The 24,841-nt window shown below is 71.9% G+C and carries 29 protein-coding genes; 18 read left to right on the forward strand and 11 right to left on the reverse strand.

Annotation, left to right across the window (positions count from 1 at the left end; translation table 11 throughout):
* Nucleotides 1-10: 10 nt before the first annotated feature.
* Entirely contained in the window at nucleotides 11-850 is an 840-nt protein-coding gene (gene map, locus K8Z49_RS34695; RefSeq protein WP_412516159.1) for a type I methionyl aminopeptidase, read from the forward strand.
* 13 nt (nucleotides 851-863) lie between these two features.
* Nucleotides 864-1,316: a DUF1707 SHOCT-like domain-containing protein gene (locus K8Z49_RS34700; RefSeq protein ID WP_024934178.1), complete on the forward strand. Its 453-nt coding sequence runs from the start codon at nucleotides 864-866 to the stop codon at nucleotides 1,314-1,316.
* Between the two features lie 28 nt (nucleotides 1,317-1,344).
* On the opposite strand, the gene K8Z49_RS34705 is transcribed toward K8Z49_RS34700, so the two are convergent.
* Both K8Z49_RS34705 and K8Z49_RS34710 read right to left on the reverse strand, forming a co-directional pair.
* Nucleotides 1,345-2,160 (reverse strand): phosphodiesterase, encoded by an 816-nt coding sequence (locus K8Z49_RS34705; protein ID WP_021596714.1) that lies wholly within the window; start codon nucleotides 2,158-2,160, stop codon nucleotides 1,345-1,347.
* A gap of 177 nt (nucleotides 2,161-2,337) precedes the next feature.
* Nucleotides 2,338-2,895, reverse strand: a complete 558-nt coding sequence (locus K8Z49_RS34710) for a hypothetical protein (protein ID WP_075023904.1) — start codon at nucleotides 2,893-2,895, stop codon at nucleotides 2,338-2,340.
* 261 nt (nucleotides 2,896-3,156) lie between these two features.
* Here K8Z49_RS34710 and infA point away from each other — a divergent pair, with 261 nt between their 5' ends.
* The 8 genes from infA (at nucleotide 3,157) to truA (ending at nucleotide 8,167) form a co-directional block, all read left to right on the forward strand.
* Nucleotides 3,157-3,378: a translation initiation factor IF-1 gene (gene infA / locus K8Z49_RS34715; protein WP_018657567.1), complete on the forward strand. Its 222-nt coding sequence runs from the start codon at nucleotides 3,157-3,159 to the stop codon at nucleotides 3,376-3,378.
* Between the two features lie 65 nt (nucleotides 3,379-3,443).
* On the forward strand, nucleotides 3,444-3,557 hold the full coding sequence (gene rpmJ, locus K8Z49_RS34720; RefSeq protein ID WP_021596712.1) for a 50S ribosomal protein L36: 114 nt from the start codon (nucleotides 3,444-3,446) through the stop codon (nucleotides 3,555-3,557).
* 183 nt (nucleotides 3,558-3,740) lie between these two features.
* Nucleotides 3,741-4,121, forward strand: coding sequence for a 30S ribosomal protein S13 (rpsM, locus tag K8Z49_RS34725; protein ID WP_021596711.1), 381 nt, complete (start codon nucleotides 3,741-3,743; stop codon nucleotides 4,119-4,121).
* A gap of 48 nt (nucleotides 4,122-4,169) precedes the next feature.
* Nucleotides 4,170-4,571, forward strand: coding sequence for a 30S ribosomal protein S11 (rpsK, locus tag K8Z49_RS34730; protein WP_021596710.1), 402 nt, complete (start codon nucleotides 4,170-4,172; stop codon nucleotides 4,569-4,571).
* Between the two features lie 90 nt (nucleotides 4,572-4,661).
* Complete coding sequence (gene rpsD, locus K8Z49_RS34735; protein ID WP_021596709.1) at nucleotides 4,662-5,288, forward strand: 30S ribosomal protein S4; 627 nt, start codon at nucleotides 4,662-4,664, stop codon at nucleotides 5,286-5,288.
* A gap of 106 nt (nucleotides 5,289-5,394) precedes the next feature.
* Complete coding sequence (locus K8Z49_RS34740; protein ID WP_021596708.1) at nucleotides 5,395-6,408, forward strand: DNA-directed RNA polymerase subunit alpha; 1,014 nt, start codon at nucleotides 5,395-5,397, stop codon at nucleotides 6,406-6,408.
* 95 nt (nucleotides 6,409-6,503) lie between these two features.
* On the forward strand, nucleotides 6,504-7,061 hold the full coding sequence (rplQ, locus tag K8Z49_RS34745; RefSeq protein WP_412516160.1) for a 50S ribosomal protein L17: 558 nt from the start codon (nucleotides 6,504-6,506) through the stop codon (nucleotides 7,059-7,061).
* Nucleotides 7,062-7,270: 209 nt separating this feature from the next.
* Nucleotides 7,271-8,167: a tRNA pseudouridine(38-40) synthase TruA gene (gene truA, locus K8Z49_RS34750; protein WP_024934176.1), complete on the forward strand. Its 897-nt coding sequence runs from the start codon at nucleotides 7,271-7,273 to the stop codon at nucleotides 8,165-8,167.
* A gap of 21 nt (nucleotides 8,168-8,188) precedes the next feature.
* On the opposite strand, the gene K8Z49_RS34755 is transcribed toward truA, so the two are convergent.
* The 4 genes from K8Z49_RS34755 to K8Z49_RS34770 all read right to left on the reverse strand — a co-directional run bounded on the left by K8Z49_RS34755 (nucleotide 8,189) and on the right by K8Z49_RS34770 (nucleotide 12,403).
* Complete coding sequence (locus tag K8Z49_RS34755) at nucleotides 8,189-9,805, reverse strand: hypothetical protein (RefSeq protein ID WP_412516161.1); 1,617 nt, start codon at nucleotides 9,803-9,805, stop codon at nucleotides 8,189-8,191.
* A 24-nt stretch (nucleotides 9,806-9,829) separates the two neighbouring features.
* Complete coding sequence (locus tag K8Z49_RS34760) at nucleotides 9,830-11,017, reverse strand: hypothetical protein (protein WP_024934175.1); 1,188 nt, start codon at nucleotides 11,015-11,017, stop codon at nucleotides 9,830-9,832.
* A gap of 119 nt (nucleotides 11,018-11,136) precedes the next feature.
* The gene (locus K8Z49_RS34765) at nucleotides 11,137-11,883 is read right to left on the reverse strand and encodes a CAP domain-containing protein (protein WP_412516162.1); all 747 of its coding nucleotides are present in this window, start codon (nucleotides 11,881-11,883) and stop codon (nucleotides 11,137-11,139) included.
* A 331-nt stretch (nucleotides 11,884-12,214) separates the two neighbouring features.
* The gene (locus K8Z49_RS34770; RefSeq protein ID WP_412516163.1) at nucleotides 12,215-12,403 is read right to left on the reverse strand and encodes a hypothetical protein; all 189 of its coding nucleotides are present in this window, start codon (nucleotides 12,401-12,403) and stop codon (nucleotides 12,215-12,217) included.
* Nucleotides 12,404-12,623: 220 nt separating this feature from the next.
* On the opposite strand from K8Z49_RS34770, the gene rplM reads away from it, so the two are divergent.
* The 3 genes from rplM (at nucleotide 12,624) to glmM (ending at nucleotide 15,151) form a co-directional block, all read left to right on the forward strand.
* Nucleotides 12,624-13,076 carry a 50S ribosomal protein L13 gene (gene rplM / locus K8Z49_RS34775; RefSeq protein WP_021598219.1) on the forward strand — a complete coding sequence of 151 codons (453 nt, stop codon included), beginning with the start codon at nucleotides 12,624-12,626 and terminating at the stop codon, nucleotides 13,074-13,076.
* Between the two features lie 100 nt (nucleotides 13,077-13,176).
* Nucleotides 13,177-13,686, forward strand: a complete 510-nt coding sequence (gene rpsI, locus K8Z49_RS34780; RefSeq protein ID WP_075023901.1) for a 30S ribosomal protein S9 — start codon at nucleotides 13,177-13,179, stop codon at nucleotides 13,684-13,686.
* 121 nt (nucleotides 13,687-13,807) lie between these two features.
* Nucleotides 13,808-15,151, forward strand: a complete 1,344-nt coding sequence (glmM, locus tag K8Z49_RS34785) for a phosphoglucosamine mutase (RefSeq protein ID WP_412516164.1) — start codon at nucleotides 13,808-13,810, stop codon at nucleotides 15,149-15,151.
* Here glmM and K8Z49_RS34790 read toward each other — a convergent pair.
* Nucleotides 15,148-15,471: a hypothetical protein gene (locus tag K8Z49_RS34790; protein ID WP_021598216.1), complete on the reverse strand. Its 324-nt coding sequence runs from the start codon at nucleotides 15,469-15,471 to the stop codon at nucleotides 15,148-15,150. The two genes, glmM and K8Z49_RS34790, sit on opposite strands and share 4 nt — an antisense overlap.
* A gap of 75 nt (nucleotides 15,472-15,546) precedes the next feature.
* Complete coding sequence (locus K8Z49_RS34795) at nucleotides 15,547-16,233, reverse strand: HNH endonuclease family protein (protein WP_075023899.1); 687 nt, start codon at nucleotides 16,231-16,233, stop codon at nucleotides 15,547-15,549.
* A gap of 122 nt (nucleotides 16,234-16,355) precedes the next feature.
* On the opposite strand from K8Z49_RS34795, the gene K8Z49_RS34800 reads away from it, so the two are divergent.
* The 5 genes from K8Z49_RS34800 (at nucleotide 16,356) to K8Z49_RS34820 (ending at nucleotide 20,846) form a co-directional block, all read left to right on the forward strand.
* Complete coding sequence (locus K8Z49_RS34800) at nucleotides 16,356-17,312, forward strand: DUF389 domain-containing protein (RefSeq protein ID WP_075023898.1); 957 nt, start codon at nucleotides 16,356-16,358, stop codon at nucleotides 17,310-17,312.
* 85 nt (nucleotides 17,313-17,397) lie between these two features.
* Nucleotides 17,398-18,342, forward strand: a complete 945-nt coding sequence (locus tag K8Z49_RS34805; protein WP_021598212.1) for an ABC transporter ATP-binding protein — start codon at nucleotides 17,398-17,400, stop codon at nucleotides 18,340-18,342.
* Nucleotides 18,339-19,217, forward strand: a complete 879-nt coding sequence (locus tag K8Z49_RS34810; protein ID WP_412516165.1) for an ABC transporter permease — start codon at nucleotides 18,339-18,341, stop codon at nucleotides 19,215-19,217. Before K8Z49_RS34805 ends, K8Z49_RS34810 begins: the two co-directional genes overlap by 4 nt.
* A complete protein-coding gene (locus tag K8Z49_RS34815) occupies nucleotides 19,214-20,125 on the forward strand; it encodes an ABC transporter ATP-binding protein (protein WP_021598210.1) in 912 nt (303 codons plus the stop codon). Before K8Z49_RS34810 ends, K8Z49_RS34815 begins: the two co-directional genes overlap by 4 nt.
* Nucleotides 20,126-20,129: 4 nt before the next feature.
* Nucleotides 20,130-20,846, forward strand: a complete 717-nt coding sequence (locus tag K8Z49_RS34820) for an ABC transporter permease (RefSeq protein WP_024934173.1) — start codon at nucleotides 20,130-20,132, stop codon at nucleotides 20,844-20,846.
* On the opposite strand, the gene K8Z49_RS34825 is transcribed toward K8Z49_RS34820, so the two are convergent.
* From K8Z49_RS34825 to K8Z49_RS34835, 3 genes are read right to left on the reverse strand one after another with little or no spacing between them, the layout of a single operon-like run.
* Nucleotides 20,843-21,469, reverse strand: coding sequence for a response regulator (locus K8Z49_RS34825; protein WP_021598208.1), 627 nt, complete (start codon nucleotides 21,467-21,469; stop codon nucleotides 20,843-20,845). The two genes, K8Z49_RS34820 and K8Z49_RS34825, sit on opposite strands and share 4 nt — an antisense overlap.
* The gene (locus K8Z49_RS34830) at nucleotides 21,466-22,641 is read right to left on the reverse strand and encodes a sensor histidine kinase (RefSeq protein WP_412516166.1); all 1,176 of its coding nucleotides are present in this window, start codon (nucleotides 22,639-22,641) and stop codon (nucleotides 21,466-21,468) included. The genes K8Z49_RS34825 and K8Z49_RS34830 overlap by 4 nt, the downstream gene beginning before the upstream one ends.
* Before the next feature lie 5 nt (nucleotides 22,642-22,646).
* Nucleotides 22,647-24,803, reverse strand: coding sequence for an MMPL family transporter (locus K8Z49_RS34835; protein WP_412516167.1), 2,157 nt, complete (start codon nucleotides 24,801-24,803; stop codon nucleotides 22,647-22,649).
* Nucleotides 24,804-24,841 lie beyond the last annotated feature (38 nt).

Genomic DNA, 24,841 nt, shown 5'->3' on the forward strand with positions numbered 1-24,841 from the left:
GCGGGGAGAGATGTTCAAACGGCGTAGGCCCGCGATCCAGGTGAAGACCGCGGAGCAGATCGAGCTGATGCGCGCGGCGGGCCTGCTCGTCGGCCGGACGCTGGAGCTGCTGCGCGAGGCCGTCAAGCCGGGGATCACCACCCTCGACCTGGACGCGCTCGCCGAGCGGCACATCCGCGACAACGGCGGCGTGCCGTCGTTCAAGGGCTACCACGGCTTCACCGGCACGATCTGCGCCTCGATCAACGAGGAGATCGTGCACGGCATCCCGCGCGCGGACAAGGTGCTGCGGGACGGCGACGTCATCTCGATCGACTGCGGCGCGATCGTCGAGGGCTGGCACGGCGACGCGGCGGTCACCGTCCCGGTCGGCGAGATCACCGAGGTGGAGCGGCGGCTGCTGGAGGTCACCGAGGCGTCCCTGTGGCGCGGTCTCGCGGCCGGGAGGACGGGGGCGCGGCTCACGGACATCTCGCACGCGATCGAGGCTCACATCCGCTCTCAGGGCCGCTACGGGATCGTCGAGGGGTACGGGGGCCACGGCATCGGCACCGAGATGCACATGGACCCGCTGATCCCGAACCACGGCGCGCCGGGGCACGGGCCCGTCCTGGAGCCGGGGATGTGCTTCGCGGTGGAGCCGATGGTGAATCTCGGCACGAAGGAGACCGTCGAGCTGGACGACGGCTGGACGGTCGTGACGACCGACGGGCGGTCCTCGGCGCACTTCGAGCACACGTTCGCGGTCACCGAGGACGGTCCACGCGTCCTGACCGCCCTCGACGAGGGGCGGGAATGGTTCGCGAAGCTCGCGTCACCGCCGCAGAATGGAAGGGACAGCTCGTCCTAAAGGTGCGGGAGGAATGATGGCGCCGAATCCTGACATCCGGGCCTCGGACGCCGACCGCGACCGGGTGGCGGCGAGTCTGCGGGAGCACTGCGCGCTCGGCCGCATCACGATGGACGAGCTGCAGGAGCGGCTGGAGTCGGTGTACGCGGCGAGGACCCTCGGGCAGCTCCAGGAGGTCACCTCCGACCTGCCGGAGGAGGATCTCTATCAGCTGCCCGTCCCGGCGTCGCAGCCGAAGAGCACCGCGTCGCCGGCGCGGCCCCCGTCCCGCGACCTCGACCTGACCGGCACCCGCGCGATGTGGGGGACCTGGGCCGTGGTCAGCGGGATCAACTTCACGATCTGGCTGGTCATCCTGCTGGCGACGGCGGACGCGGTCTACCCGTGGTGGATCTGGGTGGCGGGCCCGTGGGGCGCGCTCCTGCTGCTGCGCACGATCTTCGGCGGCCGGCCGGGGGGCTACTGACGGCTCGCTCCACGGTTCACTCCGCGTCTCACTCCACGTCCATCAGCGGCCGGTAGTTCCCGGTCGGGGCGAAGTGCGTGGTGGCGGTGCCGTCCTCGCCGATGAGGTGGACGGCGAACCCGGCGGGCTCGCCCGTGACGGCGGCGCGGCCCTGCTTGGTGAGGTCGAGGAACAGCTGCCGGTAGGTGCTCGGGCAGGTCGTGCTTACCGTCCCGGCGAGCGACCCGACGGACGCCCGGTGGACGTGCCCGGAGATGATCCGCACGACCTGCGGGTGCCGCGAGATGACGGAGGCGAACCCGGCCGGGTCGACGAAGCGCAGGTCGTCGATGAACCGCATCCCGATGGGGTAGGGCGGGTGATGGGTGGCGATGACCGTGGGGGTGCCGGGCGCGGCGGCGAGGGTCGCGTCCAGCCAGGCGAGGCGCTCCTCGCTCATGTGCCCGTGGGGGTGGCCGTCGACGGTGGTGTCGCAGCAGACGAGCCGGACGCCCGCCACGTCGGCGGCGTACTGGACGGGCGCCCCGGGCCCGGTCGCGGTGCCGGACACGGCCGGGTGGTCGCCGAACGCCTTGCGCATCTCGTCGCGGTCGTCGTGGTTGCCGCACATCGGGTAGACGGCCATCGGCAGCGGCGACAGCAGCGCGTGCAGCCGGGCGTACTCGGCGGGCCGCCCGCCGTCGGCCAGGTCACCGGTGAGGACGACGGCGTCGGGCCGCGCGGGCAGCGACAGGAGGCTGGACACGGCGGCCCGCAGGGCGCGCACCGGCCCGGAGGCGTCGTCCACCTCGCCGTCCCGTCCGGCCGCCAGGTGGATGTCGCTCAGCTGCGCGATGATCGCCATCGATCCCCTCTTCCCCCTTGCCCCAACACATCACGGACCCACGCTCCGGGCACCCCCCGGCCCGCCCCGAGACGATCTTCGCGCTCACCCGCCCGGACTGTCGACTCGCCCATGTAAAAACGACATTACGGGCATCTCTCACGCCCTGGGAGTCAGCCTTCAAGGACGCCCCGCCGGTCAAGCGACGTGCGGGATCACCAGGGACAGGGCCGAGGTCACCTCTTCGGGGGCCGGGGCCACGTCGGGGACGACGTCGCGCAGCGCGAGCCAGCCGTTGATGGCCTGCACGGTCGGCTTGGCCTCCACCAGTTGCGGGTCGTCGAGGTCGTACCAGGCGGCGACCTTGGACCAGCGCCACAGCCGGTGGCCGGCGGTCGACATCTCCGAGGACGGGAAGCCGGTGGCGCCGCGGGCCCCGGTGATCGCGTGCCGGACCGAGTCCAGGGATCGCCCGACCCGCTCGGCGATGTCGCGGATCGTCAGCAGCGGGTCGGCCTCCACCTGCAGGACGTGCAGGCCGGGCGCGCTCTCCTCCACGTGCCCCACCACCTCCATGATCGCCGCGGCGAGGGTGGCGCCGGTCCACGAGCAGGAGGCGTTCCCGGGGCGCTCCGCGTGTTGGGGCTCGCTGATGATCGAGACCGTGACCGCGCCGTGCGTGCGGTCGAACAGCGGATCCAGTTCGTCCTCGAAGAGGGGACGACTGAGGATCAGCGCGAAGTCATAGCTCGGCATGCTGATCCTCCTCCGACGTCTCTCTCCTGGAAAGGTACAACGCGTACGCGATGTATGCTTGGGTCGGGAGGAGTCTCCGGACCCGTATCATGCGTTGATTTCGCATTGGGCGGCCGGTTGACGTAGACTCCTTTGTCGGTCCGTTGCCGGCCGCCTGATTCCCCTTCCCTGACGCTTCCGCGTCGCGGTGTGGGTTGCGGCCGATTCTCTCCTGGAGAGCCGGGCCGCGTCCAATGAGCCGATCAGCGAAGCGCGGAGGACATGCCCAAGAAAGAAGGGGCCATCGAGATCGAGGGCACCGTGATCGAGTCCCTCCCGAACGCCATGTTCCGGGTGGAGCTCGACAACGGGCACAAGGTGCTCGCCCACATCAGCGGCAAGATGCGGATGCACTACATCCGGATCCTGCCGGACGACCGCGTCGTTGTGGAGTTGAGCCCCTACGACCTCACGCGCGGTCGGATCGTCTACCGCTACAAGTAGAACCACTGGGGTTGCCTTCCCCGTGCGTGGCGGCGCGGGGGTGACCCTGATTCCTAGGAGACCCAGTGAAGGTCAAGCCGAGCGTCAAGAAGATCTGCAACAAGTGCCGCGTCATCCGCCGGCACGGCCGGGTCATGGTGATCTGCTCCGACCCGCGCCACAAGCAGCGTCAGGGCTGACGCTCAACCACAGCAAGCGCATCGCAGCCTTCGCACCGGGCCGTACGAACCCCACCCGGGGTCGTACGGCACCGTCGTGTGGAGGAACACCCCCGGACCTCCGGAGGCCGGGGCCGCCACCCGGGCAGGGTGTGTGCGGAGGCGACGCGTCCATACCTCCGGGAGAATGAAGGGACTGCCCACATGGCACGCCTCCTCGGCGTCGACCTCCCGCGCGACAAGCGCCTCGAGGTCGCTCTCACCTACATCTTCGGCATCGGCCGGACGCGGGCGCTGGAGACCCTCGCGGGCACCGACGTCAGCGGCGATCTGCGGGTCCACCAGCTCGGCGACGACGAGCTGGTCAAGCTCCGCGACTGGATCGAGGCGAACTACAAGATCGAGGGTGATCTTCGCCGCGAGGTCCAGGCGGACATCCGCCGCAAGATCGAGATCGGGTGCTACCAGGGCATCCGGCACCGCCGCGGGCTTCCGGTGCACGGTCAGCGCACGCAGACCAACGCGCGTACCCGCAAGGGCAAGAAGAAGACCGTGGCCGGCAAGAAGAAGGCCGGCAAGAAGTAGTCCGGAGTCGGTCCTCCGGATCGATGACCTCAGAGTAGAGAGAGCAGAATGCCTCCTAAGAGCCGTGTCGGCGCCAAGAAGGTGCGCCGCAAGGAGAAGAAGAACGTCGCTCACGGGCACGCCCACATCAAGAGCACGTTCAACAACACGATCGTCTCGATCACCGACCCCAACGGCAACGTGATCTCCTGGGCCTCCTCGGGCCACGTCGGGTTCAAGGGCTCGCGCAAGTCCACCCCGTTCGCCGCGCAGCAGGCCGCCGAGGCCGCCGCCCGGCGCGCGATGGAGCACGGCATGCGCAAGGTCGACGTCTTCGTGAAGGGCCCGGGTTCGGGCCGCGAGACCGCCATCCGGTCGCTGCAGGCGACCGGTCTTGAGGTGGGCTCGATCCAGGACGTCACGCCCGTTCCGCACAACGGCTGCCGCCCGCCGAAGCGCCGGAGGGTCTGACCAGCGATGAGCAATCTGGAATCTGCACAGGCGGCACCGCCCGCCACTGTGCTGGTCAGGCGCGTCTGAGGCAGGGGAGATCTAGAAACAATGGCTCGTTACACCGGTGCGGACTGCAAGCTCTGCCGCCGCGAGAAGATGAAGCTGTTCCTCAAGGGCAGCAAGTGCGAGGGCCCGAAGTGCCCGATCGAGATCCGTCCCTACCCGCCGGGTGAGCACGGACGCGGCCGGCCCAAGGAGACCGAGTACCTGCTGCAGCTCCGCGAGAAGCAAAAGGCTCGGCGCATCTACGGCGTGCTGGAGCGGCAGTTCCACAACTACTACGTCGAGGCGAACCGCCAGCAGGGCAAGACGGGCGACAACCTGCTCACGCTGCTGGAGCGCCGGCTCGACAACGTCGTCTACCGGGGCGGCTTCGCCAAGTCCCGCGACATGGCCCGCCAGCTCATCCGGCACGGCCACATCCGGGTCAACGGCACGAAGGTCAACATCCCGTCGGCCCTCGTGAGCGAGGCCGACATCATCGACGTCAAGCCCAAGTCGGCCGAGATGACGCCGTTCCAGGTCGCCAAGGCCGAGGTCGGCGATCGGCCTGTCCCGGCGTGGCTCGGGGTGGACGGCGAGAAGATGCGGATCCTCGTGCACTCGCTGCCCGTCCGGCAGCAGATCGACGCTCCCGTCCAGGAGCAGCTGATCGTCGAGCTCTACTCCAAGTAGGGCTCACGCCGTTCCGCCGGGGTCCCCGGGTGGGATCCCGGCGGAACGGGGAACACTCTCGAACGCGGTAGTCAAATAGCGGGCACCGCGGAAAGAAGGCATCACCATGCTCATCGCTCAGCGTCCCACTCTCACCGAAGAGCAGGTCGACGAGTACCGGTCGCGGTTCACCATCGAGCCGCTGGAGCCGGGCTTCGGCTACACGATCGGCAACTCGCTGCGCCGTACCCTGCTCTCCTCGATCCCCGGTGCGGCCGTCACCAGCATCCGGATCGAGGGCGTCCTGCACGAGTTCTCCACCGTGCCGGGCGTCAAGGAGGACGTCACCGACATCATCCTGAACCTCAAGGAGCTCGTCGTCTCGTCCGAGCACGACGAGCCCGTGGTCATGTACCTGCGCAAGCAGGGGCCGGGCGAGGTCACCGCGGCCGACATCGCGCCGCCCGCGGGCGTCGAGGTCCACAACCCGGACCTGCACATCGCCACGCTGAACAACAAGGCCAAGCTGGAGATGGAGCTGACGGTCGAGCGCGGCCGCGGCTACGTCTCCGCCGCGCAGAACAAGCAGCCGGGCCAGGAGATCGGCCGGATCCCGATCGACTCCATCTACTCGCCCGTGCTCAAGGTCACCTACAAGGTCGAGGCCACCCGAGTCGAGCAGCGCACCGACTTCGACCGCCTCATCCTGGACGTGGAGACCAAGGCGTGCATGCTGCCGCGCGACGCGGTCGCGTCCGCCGGCAAGACCCTCGTCGAGCTGTTCGGGCTGGCCCGGGAGCTCAACGTCGAGGCCGAGGGCATCGACATGGGCCCGTCCCCGACGGACGCCGCGCTCGCCGCGGACCTGGCCCTGCCGATCGAGGAGCTGAACCTGACGGTCCGCTCCTACAACTGCCTGAAGCGCGAGGGCATCCACTCGGTGGGCGAGCTCGTGGCCCGCAGTGAGCAGGACCTGCTCGACATCAGGAACTTCGGCGCCAAGTCGATCGAAGAGGTCAAGCAGAAGCTCAACGACATGGGCCTGTCGCTGAAGGACTCCCCGCCCGGGTTCGACCCGAGCGCGGCGGCGGACAACTACGGCGACGACGACCAGAGCTACGCCGAGACCGAGCAGTACTAGACACCCGATTCCGGCGGCCGGGGGCACCGTTCCCCGGCCGTCCCGGAACCAGCTGACACCGGTACCTGATACGGCCGGTGCAGGAAGGACGCACCATGCCCCAGCCCACCAAGGGCGCCCGCCTCGGCGGTAGCGCGGCGCACCAGAAGCTGATCCTGGCGAACCTGGCCACGGCCCTGTTCGAGCACGGCCGCATCACCACCACCGAGGCCAAGGCCCGCCGGGTCCGCCCGCTGGCGGAGAAGCTGATCACCAAGGCCAAGAAGGGCGACCTGCACAACCGGCGCCTGGTGGCCCGCACGATCCGCGACAAGGGCGTGCTGCACGAGCTCTTCACCGAGATCGCGCCGCGCTTCGAGAACCGGCCCGGCGGCTACACCCGCATCACCAAGATCGGCCCGCGCAAGGGCGACAACGCGCCGATGGCCGTGATCGAGCTGGTGCAGGAGCAGCTGGCCGCGTCCACCGGCAAGGCCGACACGCCCACGATCGCCGAGGAGGACCTGCCCGCCGAGGGCGAGGTCACCCTCAGCAAGGCCGCCGCCGACGACGAGCCCGAGGCCGCGGACGCGAAGGCCGAGCAGGACGACACCGCGGCGGACGAGGCCAAGGACGACGCCGAGGACGACGCCAAGGCCGAGGGCAAGGAGTAGTTCTCCACGCGACCTAGGCGAGCGTTTGCTCGACATTCGTGAGGGCCCGCCGTTTCCTTCGGGACGGCGGGCCCGAACTTTGCCAGACTTGATCTCATGGTCATGGCAGGCGGGCGGCGGTTAAGCGGGGAGCGTGTCAGGGAAGTGCCCGGTGGACGCGGATCATCGGGGGGAACGGACGCACGGTGCAGAGGGACGATACGGCTGACATGACCGCTCTGGTACGACTCCGGCTCGACATCGGCTACGACGGGTCGGACTTCGCGGGCTGGGCGAGGCAGCCGAACCAGCGGACCGTCCAGGGCGTCATCGAGGACGCGCTGGCGCGGATGCTGCGCCTGGACCCGCCGCCCATGCTCACCGTCGCGGGACGCACCGACGCCGGCGTCCACGCGCGCGGGCAGGTCGCCCACCTGGTCGTCCCGGTGGCCGCCTACTCGGCGATCAACGGGACGATGCCGCGCCGGCTCGCCGGGCTGCTGCCGCCGGACGTGCGGGTGTGGCGCGTGTCGGTCGCGCCCGAGGGGTTCGACGCGCGCTTCTCCGCGCTGTCCCGCCGCTACGTGTACCGGGTGTGCGACAACCCGGTCGGGGTGGACCCGCTGCGCCGCCACGACGTGCTGTGGCACCCGCGCCCGCTGAACCTCGGCCGGATGAACGAGGCCGCGCGGCTGCTGGTGGGGGAGAACGACTTCGCGGCGTACTGCCGGAAGCGGGAGGGCGCGACGACGATCCGCGAGCTGCTGCGGTACGAGTGGGCCCGCGACGACCGTGACCCGCACCTGGCGCTCGCGACCGTGGAGGCCGACGCGTTCTGCCACTCGATGGTCCGCGCGCTCGTCGGCGCCCTGCTCATGGTCGGGGACGGGCGGCGCGAGGCCGACTGGCCCGCGCAGGTGCTCGCCGCCCGCGTCCGCGACTCGGGGGTGAACGTCGCGCCGGCGCACGGCCTGTGCCTGGAGGAGATCCGCTACCCGGACGACGACAGCCTGGCCCGCCGCGCCCAGGAGACCCGCCGCGTCCGGACGCTGAACGCCACCGCCGCCGCGGCGGCCGCGGAGCAGCCCGCCCCGTCCGGCGGGGCCGCGCCCCGGCAGGGCGGCTGACCCGCGGGCGTCCGCGCCGGCTCAGCCCCCGGCGCGTTGCACGATCGGGCGCAGGTCGTGGTCGAGGAACTGCTGCGCGATCTTCTTGATCGTCGGGTCGCCGGGCTCGGCCGTCCTGCCGTTCGCCCACTGCACGTAGGCGTAGGCGACGTACCGGCCGCGGACGGTCGCCGCCGCGTACCCGCCGGCCCGGTCGATGTCCGGGGAGCGCTTGCCCGCCATGCCGCGGAACCACTCGTACTTGGCGGGGTCGCCCGCCTTGCTGACGGTGAGCGCCGCCGCCTTCGTCGGCATCACCGCGATGCCGGAGGTGACGGCGAGCTTGCTGCGCGGGTCGATGTACGTCGCGCGGACGATCTTGCGGCACCTCTCCCGTTTCAGGGTGGCGAGCATCGAGCCGCGCGCCGCGTACGCGACGTCCCGGTTGAGGGACCAGCGGTCGCGGGTGAAGGTCCGGCCGCCGAGCCGCAGAATCTCGGCCGGGAAGACGTCGTGGAACGCCAGGTCGCCGGGGTCGGTCTTCTCGTTGTCGATGCGCGTCGCCGGCGCGCCGCCGCCACCGCCGGCGCCGGGGGACGGCGTGGCGGGCGGGGTGGACTGCGACACCGGCGGCGGCTCGCCGCTCTGCTTCTTCCCGCCGCCTTCGCCGCTCGCACCCGTCCCGCCGACGAGGAACAGGGCGGCCGCCGCGGCGAGGATGATCGCCGCGCCGCCGCCGATCAGCAGGGTCCGGCGCTTGTTCCCGCCCTGGCCCGCGGTGTCCCGCGGGGGTCGCCCGGGCGGTGGAGGGGTGTCGTTCGGGACGCCGCCCTCGGCGTGGTAGACCGGCGTGATCACCGCGGGCTGCTCGGCGGTCGGCGCGGCGCCCGCGTCGGGTTCGGTGCTGGGGAACGGGCCGCTGCCGGTGGGCGGGACGAACCCGGGCGGCAGGATCGCGTCCGGGACGAGCACCGGGGCGAGGGGCGCCGCGTCCTCGGCCTCCTTGGCCTTCTCGAACGCCGAGACGGGGGTGGGGGTCCCCTCCACGACGGTGTCGTCCACGGCGGTGTCGTCCGCGGTTTCTTCCGGGGTGGTCTCGTCCCGCGGTGTCTCGCTCGCCGCGGTGGCGTCGTCCTGGCCGCCCTGTTCGGCGGCGTCCTCGGACACCTCGTCCCGAGGATCGTCGGACGGGTTCTCGTCCTCCGCCGGGATGGGCTTGAAGCCGTCGGGGTCGGTGTCGTCCGGGGAGACCGGGGGCTTGACGATCGGCTCGGCGGGGACGGCCCGGCGCGAGTCGACGCTCGGGACCCCCTCGCCCGCGACCAGCGTCCCGGGCGGAGCCGCGGCGGGCGCGGCGGGCTCAGGCTCGGCCCGTGGGGTGTCCGGCTCGTCCTCGGCCACCGGTTCCGGCCGCGCCTCCGCGTCCTGCGGGTCGTCGTCCTCCGGCGGGGAGGTGTCCGCGGACTCGGCGGCCCACCAGGGGGCCTCCAGGCCGAAGGCTGGGAGCTTGAGGGAGGCGGACTCCGCCTGCGGCGCCTCCTCGGCGACCGCGTCGGCGGGGGGAGCCGCACCGCCGAAACTGGGCGGGGCCGCGTCGGCGGGGACGGCGGCCGTGCCCGCGTCCTCGGCGGTCTCCCGGGTGTCTCTAGGTCCAGACATAAGCAGAGAGGGTATTCAACCAGGTCACTTTTGGAGGGGCTTGCCTTCGGTTTCCCTGTAGTGCAGGGCCAGGGCCAAGTTGCTGCCCTTGACCATCTGAGTGCCGAAGACCCGGACGGCGGCATGGTACTTGGTCGCTATCTTCTTGCCGTCCGGCCGCTGCACCCACGTCATGATGACGTAGTGGCCGCGCGCCTGCGACGTGCCGAGCGCCTCGCCCTTGCCGTTGGTCTTCGAGACGCCCTTGCCGGGCAGCGCCTGGAGGAAGGCGTCCTTGCCGCCCGCGGCCTTGACGGCCAGCTTGGCCGCCTTCTCGTTCTCCAGGTTGAAGACGCCGACCGTCCCGATGAGGGCGCCGGTGCTGAGCGCGTAGGTGGCGCGGAGCGCCTGCGTGCAGCGCCCCTTCTTGAATGTCTTCTCCAGGGTCGTGCCGCCGACGACGCCGGTGCAGCTCTTCTGCGAGTTGACGGCCGTGCGGACGTACTTGTGGCCGCCCGCGGTGAACCTGCTCTTGCCGAAGACCTCCTTGAGGGTCAGCGGCGAGGGGTCGGTGGTGCGGCTCTGCAGCTTCACCGGCGCGAGGACGGGCTTGGTGGGGCTCGGCGTCGCCTGGGGCTGCTTGGAGGCGGCGCCGGCCGGTGCCTTCTTCTCCGGCTCGTCGTCGCCCTTGAGCATCGACGACAGCCCGACACCGCCGCCGATGAGCAGGATCCCGGCGACCGCCGCGCCGCCGATGATCAGCGGGAGGTTGCGGCGGCGCTCGGGCGGGACCGGCCCGCCGCCGGGGCCGCCGGCCGGGCCCGGAGGCGGGCCCTCGTAGGCGCCGTAGGGGTCCGGGCCGGCCACGTTGCCCGCGACGGGTTCGTCGCCCCACGCGGGCGGCTGGTCGGACCACGCGGCGGTGTCGCCGGCGGGCGACCCGCCGAACGGCTCGTTGCCGGACGGCTGCCCGAGCGGCTCGTTACTGGACGGCTGCCCGTACGCCCCCTGGCCGAACGGCTCTTGGCCGAACGGCTCCTGGGCGAAGGGCTCCTGCCCGAACGGCTCCTGCCCGAACGGCCTGGCGCCCGGCGCCTCGTCGCGCGGTGCGAAGGGGGCTTCGTTGTTGTCGTGGCCGTACGGCGGCGCTTCTTCTCCGGGTCCGTACGGCGCGTGCGGCGACTGCCGCGGAGGCCAGTCGCCGGGTTTGCCTTGATCGCCCGGATAACCCATGGTGTGGACCTTACCGTTCCTCGTTCAGGGCTCTGGACCTTCGAGACACCCACCATGACATGGGGGCGAACCGGACGCCGGTGATTTCCCGAAGGTCATGACCGCGAGGAACGCGGGGGTCACTTCCAGCCGAAGTTCTGCGTCCAGAGCGGCCCGCCGGGGCCCGAGGCCTTGCCGACCCCGACGGCGCGCAGGCCGCAGTTGAGGATGTTGGCCCGGTGCCCGGGGCTGTTCATCCAGCCTTTCACCACGGCCGCGGCGGTCGGGTAGCCCTTGGCGATGTTCTCCGCGCCGGGGCTGGGGTAGCCGGCGTCCTCCATCCGCTTCCACGGGCTGTCGCCGTTGCGGGACGTGTGGTCGAAGTAGTTGTTGGCCGCCATGTCCGCGGAGTGCTTGCGGGCCGCGACGACGAGCCGCTGGTCGATGCGCAGCGCCTTGCAGCCGTTCTTCGCGCGCTCGGCGTTGGTCAGCGTCACCACGGCGGTCTCGGTGCTCGACGAGCCGCCGGTGCTGCCGCCCGCGGAGCCGCCGCCGGACGACGGCGAGCCCGACCTCGGCGGCGCGTCGGACTTGGACGGCTTCGCCGCGGCGGTCGTCCGCGGGTGGATCGGCTTCAGCGGCGGCGTCGGCTCCGCCGTGGTCGGCGAGGGCGCGGCGCTCGGCGAGCCCTCGCCGCCGGCGCCCGTGCCGGAGCCGTTCCCGGTTCCGGCCAGCGGGTCGCTCTGCGGTCCCGGCAGGGACACGGTCGACGGGTCCTTCTCGGGCCCGGACGCGGCGGTCTTCTCCGACCGCAGCTCGGGCAGGACGAGCCGGTCGATCGCGACGCCGATGCCGATCGCGAGCCCGGACGCGGTGATGGCCACCACGATCCCAGTCGCGCTCTTGCCGCGGCGCCTGCGTCCCGGCGGACGGCCGGAGCCGTCGCCGGGCGGACGTCGCCCGCCGGGCGGCGGGCCGGAGCGGGCACGGCGCGGGGCGCCGGCGACGAGCTCGTCGCGGGGGGCGGAACCGCCGCGCGGGGCGGCGTCGTACGGTGCGGGACGCTCGCGCCCGTGGCCGGGACTGCGGCGTCCGGCGGGATCGCCTGGTCTGCGGGGAGAGGACAGCGGGGGCTCCCGGGTGCGGGCCGGCTCGCGCCGGCGTGGACCGGTCGCCCGGCACCATATCCCGATATCAACCCCCAGTTACGAAGATCTCTCAAGAAAGATCAAAATCACTACATTCCGTGATCGGCAGAGCGCTGACGGTTCCTGATTCGGGAGGAATGTCGGAGTGCGCGATAATGGCGAACACGGCCGATGCCGTCAGGGCGCCTTGTTCAGGGCGCCTTGTTTTGACCCGCACGCGCGCGGCCGAGTATCCTGCGTGTTTGTTGTGTGCGTTCACGCCTGGCCCGTACGGGCGGGGGAGACGCGACGACGTGCCGGTGTGTCCCGAGCATGCGCCTCTCGCGGCGCCGTGCGGGCCCCGGCCTCCCGGAGCGCCAGGTCGGAATGATCCTCTGATCGGCGCGAGCAGGATTCCGCTGCCAGGTGGTGCTCGCCCGTACGGGCGGGCGGAGGATCGAAACCGCTCAGAAGTCGACGAGAAACGAAGGCTTACGACCGTGCGCACGTACACCCCTAAGCCCGCTGACGTCCAGCGTCAGTGGTACGTCATCGACGCGACCGATGTCGTGCTGGGCCGTCTCGCCAGTCATGTCGCGCAGCTGCTTCGGGGTAAGCACAAGCCGATCTACGCGCCGCACCTCGACACCGGTGACTTCGTCGTCATCGTGAACGCCGAGAAGGTGGCGCTGTCCGGCAACAAGCTGGAGCAGAAGAAGGCGTACCGGCACTCCGGCTACCCGGGCGGCCTGCGCTCGGTGAACTACGCCGACCTGCTCGCCAAGCACCCCGAACGGGCCGTGGAGAAGGCGATCAAGGGCATGCTGCCCAAGAACTCCCTCGGCCGGAAGATGTTCGGCAAGGTGAAGGTCTATGCCGGGCCGGACCACCCGCACCAGGCGCAGAAGCCGGTCCCGTTCGAGATCACCCAGATCAGCCAGATCAAGAAGTGACACCCGCGCGCGACCCGATCGCGCGCACCGCGACATGAGGCCGCCGGGGCACCCGAGAAGACGGGCCAGCCGCCCTGGCTAGAACACCCCAAGGAGAACCGTGGACGAGACCACCGGCGCCGAGCAGGCCGCCGAGACCGAGTCGTACGAGGACGCGCCGTCCGAGTACAGCACCGAGACCCCCGAGGCCGCCGGCGAGAGCTACCTCGGCCAGCCGGTCGCGACCGGCCCCGCCGCCGGCACCGGCCGCCGCAAGCAGGCCATCGCCCGGGTCCGGATCGTCCCCGGCAGCGGCCAGTGGAAGATCAACGGCCGTACCCTGGACCAGTACTTCCCGAACAAGGTGCACCAGCAGATCGTGAACGAGCCGTTCGTGCTGCTGGGCCTGGAGGGCCAGTTCGACGTGCTCGCCCGCGTCAACGGCGGCGGCACCACCGGCCAGGCCGGTGCGCTGCGCCTCGGCATCTCCCGCGCGCTGCAGTTCGCGAACATCGAGCACCGCCCGGCGCTGAAGAAGGCCGGCTTCCTCACCCGCGACGCGCGGGTGCCGGAGCGCAAGAAGGCCGGCCTCAAGAAGGCCCGCAAGGCTCCGCAGTACAGCAAGCGTTGATCGACGGCACGAGCCGTCGCACCCCGTGGCTTCTCCGCGGCCGGCCCCGCGTGGCCGGCGCACCGGGTGCGGCGGCTCGTCCGCTTTTCCGGGGTGCCCCTCTCTGATCGGGAGTTGAACTGTGGCTCGTCTCTTCGGAACCGACGGCGTGCGCGGGCTCGCCAACCGCGACCTCACCGCCCCCCTGGTGATGGACCTGTCCGTCGCGGCGGCGCGGGTGCTGGGCGAGCAGGGCGCGTTCAAGGGGCACCGCCCGGTCGCGGTGGTCGGCCGCGACCCGCGCGCCTCGGGCGAGTTCCTGGAGGCGGCCGTCGTGGCGGGCCTCGCCAGCTCCGGGGTGGACGTCCTGCGGCTCGGCGTCCTGCCGACGCCCGCGGTCGCGCACCTGACGCACGAGCTGGACGCCGACATCGGCGTGATGCTGTCGGCGTCGCACAACCCGGCCCCCGACAACGGCATCAAGTTCTTCGACCGCAGCGGCCACAAGCTGCCCGACGAGATCGAGGACCGGATCGAGGCGCGCCTCGGCGAGGCGTGGGACCCGCCGACCGGCGCGGGCGTCGGCCGCGTCCGGGAGGCGCACGGCGCGGTCGAGCAGTACGTGGCGCACCTGCTCTCGACGGTCCCGGTGTCGCTGGACGGCCTGCGCGTCGTGGTCGACTGCGCGAACGGCGCGTCCAGCGACGTGGCCCCGGAGGCGCTGCGCCGCGCCGGCGCCGAGGTCATCACGATCGGCACGGCGCCGGACGGGCTGAACATCAACTCCGGCTGCGGCTCCACCCATCTGGGGGCGTTGCAGAAGGCCGTCCGGGAGCACGGCGCGGACGCCGGCATCGCCAACGACGGCGACGCGGACCGCTGCCTGGCGGTGACCGGGTCCGGCGAGATCGTGGACGGCGACCAGATCATGGCGATCCTGGCCCTCGACCTGCGCGAGGCGGGCGCGCTCGCCGCCGACACCGTGGTCGCGACCGTCATGTCGAACCTCGGGTTCAAGCTCGCGATGCAGCAGGCGGGCATCACCGTCGTGCAGACCGCGGTCGGCGACCGGTACGTCCTGGAGGCGATGAAGGAGGGCGGCTTCGGCTTCGGCGGCGAGCAGTCCGGCCACGTCATCATGCTGGACCACGCCACCACCGGCGACGGCGTCCTCACCGGCCTGCACCTGCTCGCCGCGATGGTCCGCCGGGGGCAGCCGCTGGACGAGCTGACCAAGGTGATGACGCGGCTGCCGCAGGTCCTCATCAACGTCAAGGGCGTCGACAAGACCCGCGCGAAGACGTCCCCGGACCTGGCCGCGGCCGTCGCCGCCGCCGAGGCCGACCTCGGCGAGACCGGCCGCGTCCTGATCCGGCCGAGCGGCACCGAGCCGATGGTCCGGGTGATGGTCGAGGCCGCCTCCGAAGCGCAGGCCCAGTCGGTGGCCGAGCACCTCGCGGGCGTGGTGAAGGCGGCCCTCGGCTAGCGCTCGTCGATCTCCAGGCGCCCGACCTTCAGGTGCCTGATCTCGACGGTCCCCGCCTCCAGATGGGCGATCACCGCCCGCTTCACGACGAGCTTGCCGATCGCGACCGCCCCGACGGCGACCGCGCCGACCGCCATCGCCCCGAGCGCCAGCGACCCGAGCCCGTTGCCCGCCCGCAACGCCACCCCGGTGGCGGACGCCCCGGTCACCTCGGCCCCCGTCGCCCGCGCGCCGACGCCCCGCTCGGTCCGCACCCGCGGCCGCTCGTCCTTGGCGCCGTCCCCGCCCTCACTGTCAGTCCGCTCCGGTTCGCTGCTCATCTCACGAGCATATGGCTCCGCCCTGCCCTCGGGGGTGACCCGACCACCATCACGGGCAGGGGGGCGCCCCCTGGGTCAACACCGGCCGAGGAAGTCTTGGAGGGCGTTGTGGTCGGGGCGGGTTATGGGGAGGGCGTACTTGTCGGCGATCGCTATGTACTTGATCGCGTAGGTGCACTGGAAGGCCTTCTGGGGTTTCCATTCGCCGGGGCCCGAGTCGCTTTTCTGCCGGTTCGGTACGCCCCAGACGGCGAGGAGGTTGGCGTGGTCGTTGGCGAACCGCTCGCGGCGGTCCTCGCTCCAGCGGGACGCGCCCATGCGCCAGGCGAGGGCGAGCGGGTAGACGTGGTCGATCTGCACCTCGGCGGCGTCCTTCTTCGCGAAGGTGATCGTCTTGCCGCTGTAGGGGTCGTCGAGGCGACCGGCGAGGACGACGCAATCGCCCTTCTTCTCGACCTTCGCCAGGTCGCGGGCGAGGACGTCGTTGCGCTGGTCGCAGCCGTTGCGGTCGGTGTCCTTCCAGCGCGTGCCGAACTTGCCGCGCTCGTAGCCGCCGCCGTCGCCCTCGGACGCGACGCGCAGACCGGCGAGGTCCTTGCGGGCGCGGGCCGCGTCGCCGGACTTCGGCGTACCGGACGGCGGGGCGCCGGTCTCCGAGAGACCGACGCCGCCTTCGCAGGCCGCCGTGGCGAGGGGCACGGCGAGCGCGAGGGCCGCCGCGGCCGTTCGTAGAGCGTGCACCAGCGCAGGGCCACCGGCCATGCCGTCACCGTCCTGGGGGTTTTTCTGTTGGTTTTTGCCGCCTCGTCAGCAAATAACCGATCAAACCGTATGGGCTGGCTTCCCGGCCACACGGCTTCGGCCGCCTGGGGCAAGATTGGCCCGTGCTGCATCTCAGAGCGATCGTCCCGGCGGACCGCACGGAACGGGTCTGCGCGGTGCTGGACGGCTGCGCCGGGGCCGCCAACGTCGTCGTCCTCGAAGGCGCCGCGCGTGCCCCGCGCGGCGACCTGGTGACGGCCGACGTCGCGCGCGAGTCGGCGAACGAGGTGCTGGACGCGCTGCGCGCGCTCGGCGTCGACCGGGACGGGTCCATCGCGCTCGACAAGGTCGACCTGACGCTGTCGGAGCGCGCCGAGCTGGCCAGGGAGCGGGCGCCCGGCCACGGCGACGACGCCGTCGTCTGGGAGGAGCTGGACCGGCAGGTCAGCGAGGGCACCGCGCTGACCTGGTCATTCGTCGCGTTCCTGGCGCTGGCCACGCAGCTCGCCGGGATCGCGGCGCTGATCGACTCGCCGGTCCTGGTGGTCGGCGCGATGGTGCTCGGGCCGGAGTTCGGCGCCGTCGCGGCGATCTGCTACGGCCTCGTCCGCCTCCAGCCGGGCCGGATCGTGGAGGCGGTGCGGGCGCTCGCGGCCGGGTTCGCCGTGGCGATCGTGATCACGTACGTGTGCGCGCTGGTCAGCCGATGGATCGGCGTGATCGAGCTGGACCGGCTGCCGGACGAACGGCCGCTCACCGCGTTCATCTACAGCCCGGACCGCTGGTCGTTCATCGTCGCGCTGCTCGCCGGGGCCGCCGGGGTGCTGTCGCTCACCGCGGGCAAGTCGTCGGCGCTGGTCGGCGTCTTCATCTCGGTCACCACCGTGCCCGCCGCCGGGAACCTCGCGGTCGCGATGGCGCTCAAGCACGCCAGCGAGATCACCGGGTCGCTGCTCCAGCTCGCGGTCAACTTCGCCGGGATGATCATCGCGGGCGCGCTGACGCTGGTCGTCCAGCGCGCGGTGTGGTCATCGGTCCTGCGGCGCCGTGGCCGAAAGTCGCTCATCCGGGGAACTTAGGTCGCCGCGACATCGGCCTAAAGGCTGGCCGGCATCGCACTTGAGGGTGACGTGGCGCACGCGCCCAGCCACTAGGTTCGGTGATATGCCGATCATCGCCACCCAGGGCCTGACGATGAGGTTCCCCCGGGTGACCGCCCTGGACGACCTGTCCATGGCCGTCGAGCCGGGCGTCGTCGGGCTGGTCGGCGCCAACGGCGCCGGCAAGTCGACGCTCATCAAGATCCTCCTCGGGCTGCAGCCGCCGACCTCCGGCACCGCGACCGTCCTCGGCCTCGACATCGCCCGCGAGGGCCTGCGGATCCGGGAGAGCGTCGGGTTCATGCCCGAATACGAATGCCTGCCGCCGGACGTGTCCGCGACCGAGTTCGTCGTGCACATGGCCCGGATGTGCGGGCTGCCGCCGACCGCGGCCCGCGAACGCGCCGCCGACACGCTCCGGCACGTCGGCCTGTACGAGGAGCGCTACCGCCCCATCGGCGGCTACTCCACCGGGATGCGCCAGCGGGTGAAGCTCGCGCAGGCCCTCGTCCACGACCCGAAGCTCGTCTTCCTGGACGAGCCCACCAACGGCCTCGACCCGGCCGGGCGCGACGAGATGCTCGACCTGATCCGCCGCATCGGCGCCGAATTCGGGATCAGCGTCCTCGTCACGTCCCACCTGCTCGGCGAGCTGGAGCGGGTCTGCGACCACGTCGTGATCATCGACGGCGGGAAGCTGCTGCGCTCGCAGGCCGTCGAGGCCTACACCAAGGAGAGCGGCGTCCTCACCGTCGAGGTGGACGAGGGCCGCGACACGCTCGGGCAGCACCTCTACGACCAGGGCGTGTCCGTCCATCCGGAGGGCCGGTTCCTCGTCGTCGACATCGCCGGCGAGCAGACCTACGACCTGATCCGCGACGGTGTCGCCGACCTCGGGCTGCGGCTGATCCGGATGGAGCAGCGCCGCCACCACATCGAGGAGGTCTTCCAGACGCCGCCCGCGCCGCAGGCGCCCGCCGGGACCGTCCAGGAGGGGGCGCCGCGATGAGCACCAGCACGATCCACGACATCGGGTACCGCCACTACGAAGGGCGCCGCAACGGCCGCGCGTACGTGCTGCGGTCGCTGTACGTCCACAACCTGCGCGCCGCCTTCGGCCTCGGCCGTCCCGCGCGGGCGAAGGTGATGCCGTTCCTGCTGGCGGCGATCATGATGCTGCCGGCCGCCGGGTCGGTCGCGGCGTTCTCCTTCACCAAGGAGCCGGACGCGCTGATCCGCTACTCGGGCTACGCCGTCATCATGCAGGTCATCGTGGCGATCTTCCTGGCCACGCAGGCGCCGGTGCTGGCCTCGCGGGAGGTCCGGTTCCACGTCATCCCGCTGTACTTCTCGCGCCCGGTCGGCCATCTCGACTTCGTGCTGGCCAAGGGCGCCGCGATGGCGTCCGCGCTGTTCGCGCTGATGGCCGTGCCCGTCACCGTCCTGTACCTCGGCGGGCTGGTCGCCAAGATGCCGGACTCGGGCGAGCAGGTGCTCAAGTACCTCGGCGCCCTGGTCGGCTGCGTGCTGTTCGCGCTCGTGCTGGCCGCGATCGGGATGGTGGTCGCGGCGTTCACGCCGCGGCGCGGCTTCGGGGTCGCCGCGGTCATCGCCGTCTACATGATCAGCACCGCGTTCGTCGGCGTCGTCCAGGGGATCGCCGAGGAGCAGACGAACTTCACCCTCCAGGGCTGGGCGGGGCTGTTCGCGCCGTTCAACCTGGTGGACATCGTCCAGGTCAGGCTGCTGGGCGCGCAGTCGTCGTCAGGAGGGGTGCCGTCCGGCATCGAGGGCGGCGTCGTGGCGCTGGCGCTGTGCACCGTCATCGTCCTCGGTTCTATCGCGGTCCTTTACCGTAGGTTCCGTAAGGCGGGGCTGTCATGAGCGAGTTGATTCTGGAGAACGTGTCCCGCTGGTACGGGAACGTCGTGGCCGTCAACGGCGTGTCGATGAAGGTCGGGCCGGGGGTCACCGGGCTGCTCGGGCCGAACGGCGCCGGCAAGTCGACGCTGATCCACATGATGGGCGGGTTCCTCGCGCCGTCGTCGGGGTCGGTGACGCTCGACGGGACGCCGATCTGGCGGAACCCGGGCATCTACCGCAGCCTCGGCCTGGTCCCGGAGCGGGAGTCGGCGTACGACTTCCTCACCGGCGAGCAGTTCATCCTGGCGATGGCGAAGCTGCACAAGCTGCCCGAGCCGGGTGCCGCGGCCCGCCGCGCCATCGGCCTGGTGGAGATGGACTACGCGGCCGACCGCCAGATCGGCAACTACTCCAAGGGCATGAAGCAGCGCATCAAGATGGCGTCGGCGCTGGTGCACGACCCGCCGGTGCTGCTGCTGGACGAGCCGTTCAACGGCATGGACCCGCGGCAGCGGCTGCAGCTGATGGACCTCATCCAGCGGATGGCCGCCGAGGGGCGCACGATCCTGTTCTCCTCGCACATCCTGGAGGAGGTGGAGCGGCTCGCCAGCCACATCGAGGTGATCGTGGCGGGGCGGCACGCCGCGTCCGGCGACTTCCGCAAGATCCGGCGGCTGATGACCGACCGGCCGCACATCTTCCTCGTCCGGTCGGGCGACGACCGCCGGCTGGCCGCCGCGATCATCGCGGACGGCTCGGCGCGCAGCGTGCAGCTCACCGACAAGGGGCTGCAGGTCGAGGCGATCGACTTCCAGCGCTTCACCTGGCTGCTGCCGCAGATCTCGCGGGACGCCGGGGTGCGCCTCTGGGAGGTCTCCCCGGCCGACGAGTCCCTCGAAAGCGTGTTCTCCTACCTGGTGGCCCGGTGATCCCATGAATGCAACGATCGCGATGATCACGTTCCGGGCGATGCTCGGCCGCAAGCGGGCCCTGCTCCTGCTGGGGCTGCCGCTGCTCCTGCTCCTCCTCGCGGCCGCCCTGCGGGTGACCGGCAACAACGACCTGGACATCTCGGCGAACGTGCTGCAGACGTTCGGCCTCGCGACGCTGCTGCCGCTGCTCGCGCTGATCGCCGGCAGCGGCGTGATCGGGCCGGAGATCGACGACGGCCAGATCATGTACGTGCTGACCAAGCCGATCCGGCGCGAGGTGGTCGTGCTGACGAAGCTGGTCGTGGCGATCGTCCTGGTGACGGCCTTCGCGGTCGTCCCGACGGCCCTCGCGGCGCTCCTGCTGACCGGGACGACGGCCGGGCTGACGCCCGCGTTCGCGGTCGGCACGCTGGTCGGCGGCCTCACCTACAGCGCGGTGTTCGTGGCCCTCGCGGTCGCGAGCCGCAACGCCGTCACGATCGGCCTGCTGTACGCGCTGGTGTGGGAGACCCTGCTCGGGACGTTCGCGCCGGGCGCGCAGCAGGCGTCCATCCAGCAGTGGGCGCTGTCGGTGATCGACGCGCTCACCGGAGCGTCGCCGGTCAAGTCGGTGGTGGACCTGCCGGTGGCGATCACGCTGCTGGTGGTGGTCACGGCCGCCGCGACGGCCCTCGCCACCGTCCGGCTCCGCACCCTCGCGGTCGCGAGCGCCGACTAGCGCGCGAGCAGGCCGCGGTCCATGGCGACGACGACGGCGTGGGTGCGGTCGCTGACGTCCAGCTTCGCGAACACGCGCAGGAGATGGGTCTTGACGGTCGCCTCGGCGATGACGAGCCGCCGCCCGATCTCGGCGTTGGACAGGCCGTCGGCGACCGCCCGGAGCACGTCGATCTCCCGGGCGGTCAGCGCGGCCGGCTCGGGGCGGCGCATCCGGGCGACGAGCTTCTCCGCGACGCGGGGCGCGAGGACGGTCTCGCCGCGGGCCGCCGCGTGGATGGCGTCCACGAGCTGCTCGCGGGTGGTGTCCTTCAGCAGGTAGCCGATGGCGCCGGCCTCGATCGCGCGCTCGATCTCGGTGTCGGTGTCGTAGGTGGTGAGGACGAGGACGCGGGTCCCGGCGGCGCCGATCTCGGTGGTGGCGGCGACGCCGTCCAGCACGGGCATCCGCAGGTCGAGCAGCGCGACGTCGGGGCGGAGCCGGCGGGCGAGCGCCACCGCCTCGCGGCCGTCGCCGGCCTCGCCGACGATCTCGATGGTGGGTTCGGCGGCCAGCAGCGCGACGAGGCCCGCGCGCATGACCGTGTGGTCGTCCACCACGATGATCCTGAGCCTGCCGGTCATGTCATGCCTTCGCGGGGGATCGTGGCGAGGACCCGGGTGCCGTCGCCGGGGGAACTGGTCACGGTGAGCTCGCCGCCGAGCTCGGCGAGGCGGCGGCGCATCCCGTCCAGGCCGAAGCCGCGGGACTCCGCGACCGCGAAGCCGCGCCCGTCGTCGGTGATCTCCAGTTCGACGCCGTGCGGGCGGCGTTCGAGGACGACCCCGACCGTGGACGCGGCGGCGTGCTTGCGGATGTTGGCGAGCGATTCCTGGGTGCAGCGCAGCAGCGCGATCCGGGTCGTCTGGTCGCAGTCGACGTCCGGGAGGTCGGCGGTGACGGTGAGCCCGGTGTCCTCGGCGAACCGGTCGAGGGTGCGGCGCAGCGTCCGGGCGACGGAGGCCGGGGCGACGCTGCCCGCCGACGCCGTCCCGACGAGGACGCGCGCCTCGGCGAGGTTCTCCCGGGCGGTCTGCTCGATCGACAGGAGCTGCTGGGCGCTGCGGTCCGGGTCGGCGCGAAGGCCCGTCCGGGCCGCCTCGGCCAGGACGACGATGGACGCGAACCCCTGCGCGAGCGTGTCGTGGATCTCGCGGGCGAGCCGTTCGCGCTCGTCGGCGGCGCCCTGCCGGCGCTGCGCCTCGGCGAGCCGCCGCTCGGCGTCCTCCAGGTCGGCGGCGAGGAGCCGGGCGCGCGCGTCGTGCTGCCCGACGACCCGGTGCATCCACAGCCCGAACAGCACCCCGGCCGCGTAGCCGATGAGCGCGGCGACGGAATTGCCGCTGAGCTGCGCGCCGTCCGGCGCCGACCGGACCGCGTCGCCGGCGACCGCGGCCGCGGCGGCGGCACCGCTGAGGACGACCGCGCGCCGCGGGCTCCCCGCGAGGATCCAGAAGTGCGGGAGCGAGACGATGAGCAGGGACGCGGCGCCGTCCATGAGGTAGGCGACGGCGCCGATCCCCGCGACGAGCACGCCGAGGAACGTGAACCGGCGGAGCGCCGGATTCCCCGGGAACGTCCCGGTGATCGGGTAGCAGAGCCCGATCACCGACAGCAGCGACAGCGTGGCGGACCTGGTGGAGTCCGGCTGGTCCCACACCGCCAGCGCGGGCGGGACCAGCCCGAACACCACCCAGGCGGCGGCGTACCACCTGCGCAGCGCCCGCACCTGGGGACGTTCGCCGGGCCGCGCCATGCCGATCAGCCTACGTTCTGCCGCGCGGGCTCGGCCGCCCCCGCCACCGCCGGGCGCGCCACCCGGGACGGCCACCAGCACCGGTCGCCGAGCAGCAGCATCAGCGCCGGGAGGATCATGATGCGGATGACGGCGGCGTCCAGCAGCACGGCGACCGCGAGCGCGAAGCCCATCTGCTTCAGCTCCATGATGTGGACGAAGACGAAGCTCGCGAACACCGTCACCATGACGAACGCGGCGCTGGTCACCACGCTCGCCGAGCCGCCGACCCCGTCCAGCACGGCCTGCCGCGTGGGGACGCCGCGCCGCGCCCCCTCGCGGATCCGGCTGATCACGAACACCTGGTAGTCCATCGACAGCCCGAACAGGATCACGAACAGGAACAGCGGGACGCGGGAGCCGACGGACCCGGTGGAGGTGAAGCCGAGGAGCCCCTCCGCCCACGTCCCCTGGAACACGAGGACGAGCACCCCGAGCGAGGCCCCGGCCGACAGCAGGTTGAGCAGCACGCCGATCAGGCCGAGGACGACCGAGCGGAACGCCCACACGGTCATCGCGAACGTGACGAGCAGCAGCGCCCCGACGACGAACGGCAGCTTGCTCTTCTGGTGCTCGGGGTAGTCGGCGTAGCGGGCGACGTCCCCGGTCACCGCGGCCTCCATGCCGGGCTTCCCGACGGTCGCGGGCACGTACTCGCCGCGGATCCGGTCCAGGGACCGCTGTGCCTCGTCGGTGCTGACGTGGTGCGGCACCGCGAGTTCGAGGAGGTGGATCCGCCGGTCCGGCGAGGCGTGCAGCTCGGACGTGCCGGCGAGCAGCGGGTCGCGCTTCGCGCGCCCGGCCAGGTCGCGCAGGGCGGCGGTCACGTCGGGCGCGCGTCCGGCGTCGGCCTTGACGACGATCCGGTGCGTGGCCTTCAGCTCGGGGAACGCCGCGTTCAGCCGGTCGTAGACCTGCATGGCGGGGATCTGGCGCGGGTGGCTGTCGCGTCCCATGTCGGTCAGGTTGAAGTTCAGCAGCGGCGCGGCGAGGGCCAGCATGGCCAGGACGGACACCGCCAGGGTCGCCGCCGGGTGCCTGCCCGTGGGCCCCAGCATCGCCTTGGTGATCCGGCCGCCTCCGGTCCGCGGAGCCTTCGGGGCCTTCCCACGCCGGGCGGCCCGCCGCTCCGCCCACCCGCCGAGCTTCGCCAGCACCGCGGGCAGGACGGTCAGCGAGCTGACGACGGCGACCAGCGTGACGACGATCGCGGCGGTCGCGATCGAGGAGAAGATCACGTCGTCCGCGAGGTACAGGGTCGCGCTGGACACCGCGACCGCCAGCCCGGACACCACCACCGCGCGCCCGGACGTCGCCGCGGCGATCTCCACGGTCGCCCGCGCGCTCAGCCGGCCGGCCGAGTGGGCCCGTTCCTCCCGTTCCCGCTTGAGGTAGAAGAGCGTGTAGTCGACGCCGACGGCCATGCCGATCAGCAGGATCACGCTGGCGCCGACCCCGGCGTCCGGGAACACGTGCGAGGCGAGCATCGACAGGCCGATCGCCGCCGCGATCGAGGTCAGCGCGAGCACCACCGGAACGATCGCGACCGCGAACGAGCCGAACACCACCAGCAGGGTGACCAGCGTGATCGGCAGGGCGATCACCTCGGTGCGGGCGAGGTCGTCGTCGCGCAGCTCGCCGACCCCCTTGCTGATGGACGGGCTGCCCGTCTCCTCGACCCGCACGCCCGGATGCGCGGCCCGCACGGCGGCCGTCTGGGCGTGCAGGGGTTCGATGTGGTCCTTGCCCTGGAGTTCGGGGCCCTTCATCGTCACGTCGACGCGGACCGCTGAGCCGTCCTTCGACCGGACGGGCGCCGACACCGACTCGACCTCCAGGAGCCGCTCCATCCGCGCGGCGGCGTCCCGCGCCGCCGCGTCGGCCGCCGCGCCGGTGCCGGTGATCAGTACGTGCTCGACGGGCTTCTGCTGCAGGCCGCCCTCGGCGGCCATCGCCTCCGCCCGCCCGGCCTCGCCGATGCGGTAGTCCTCGGTCGTGGCGGCGTGCCCGCCGGCCGCGATCCCGATCCCGAGGCACAGGGCGACGAACAGGAACCAGGCGGCGATCCCGCGCCAGGGGTGCCCGGCGCTCCACCGGGCCATGCGTACGGTGAGATTCGTCATGCGGAAAATGCTCGCCGCGAGCACCCGTCCCGCATGAG

Source organism: Actinomadura madurae (genome assembly GCF_047130825.1).
Taxonomy (GTDB): domain Bacteria; phylum Actinomycetota; class Actinomycetes; order Streptosporangiales; family Streptosporangiaceae; genus Spirillospora; species Spirillospora madurae.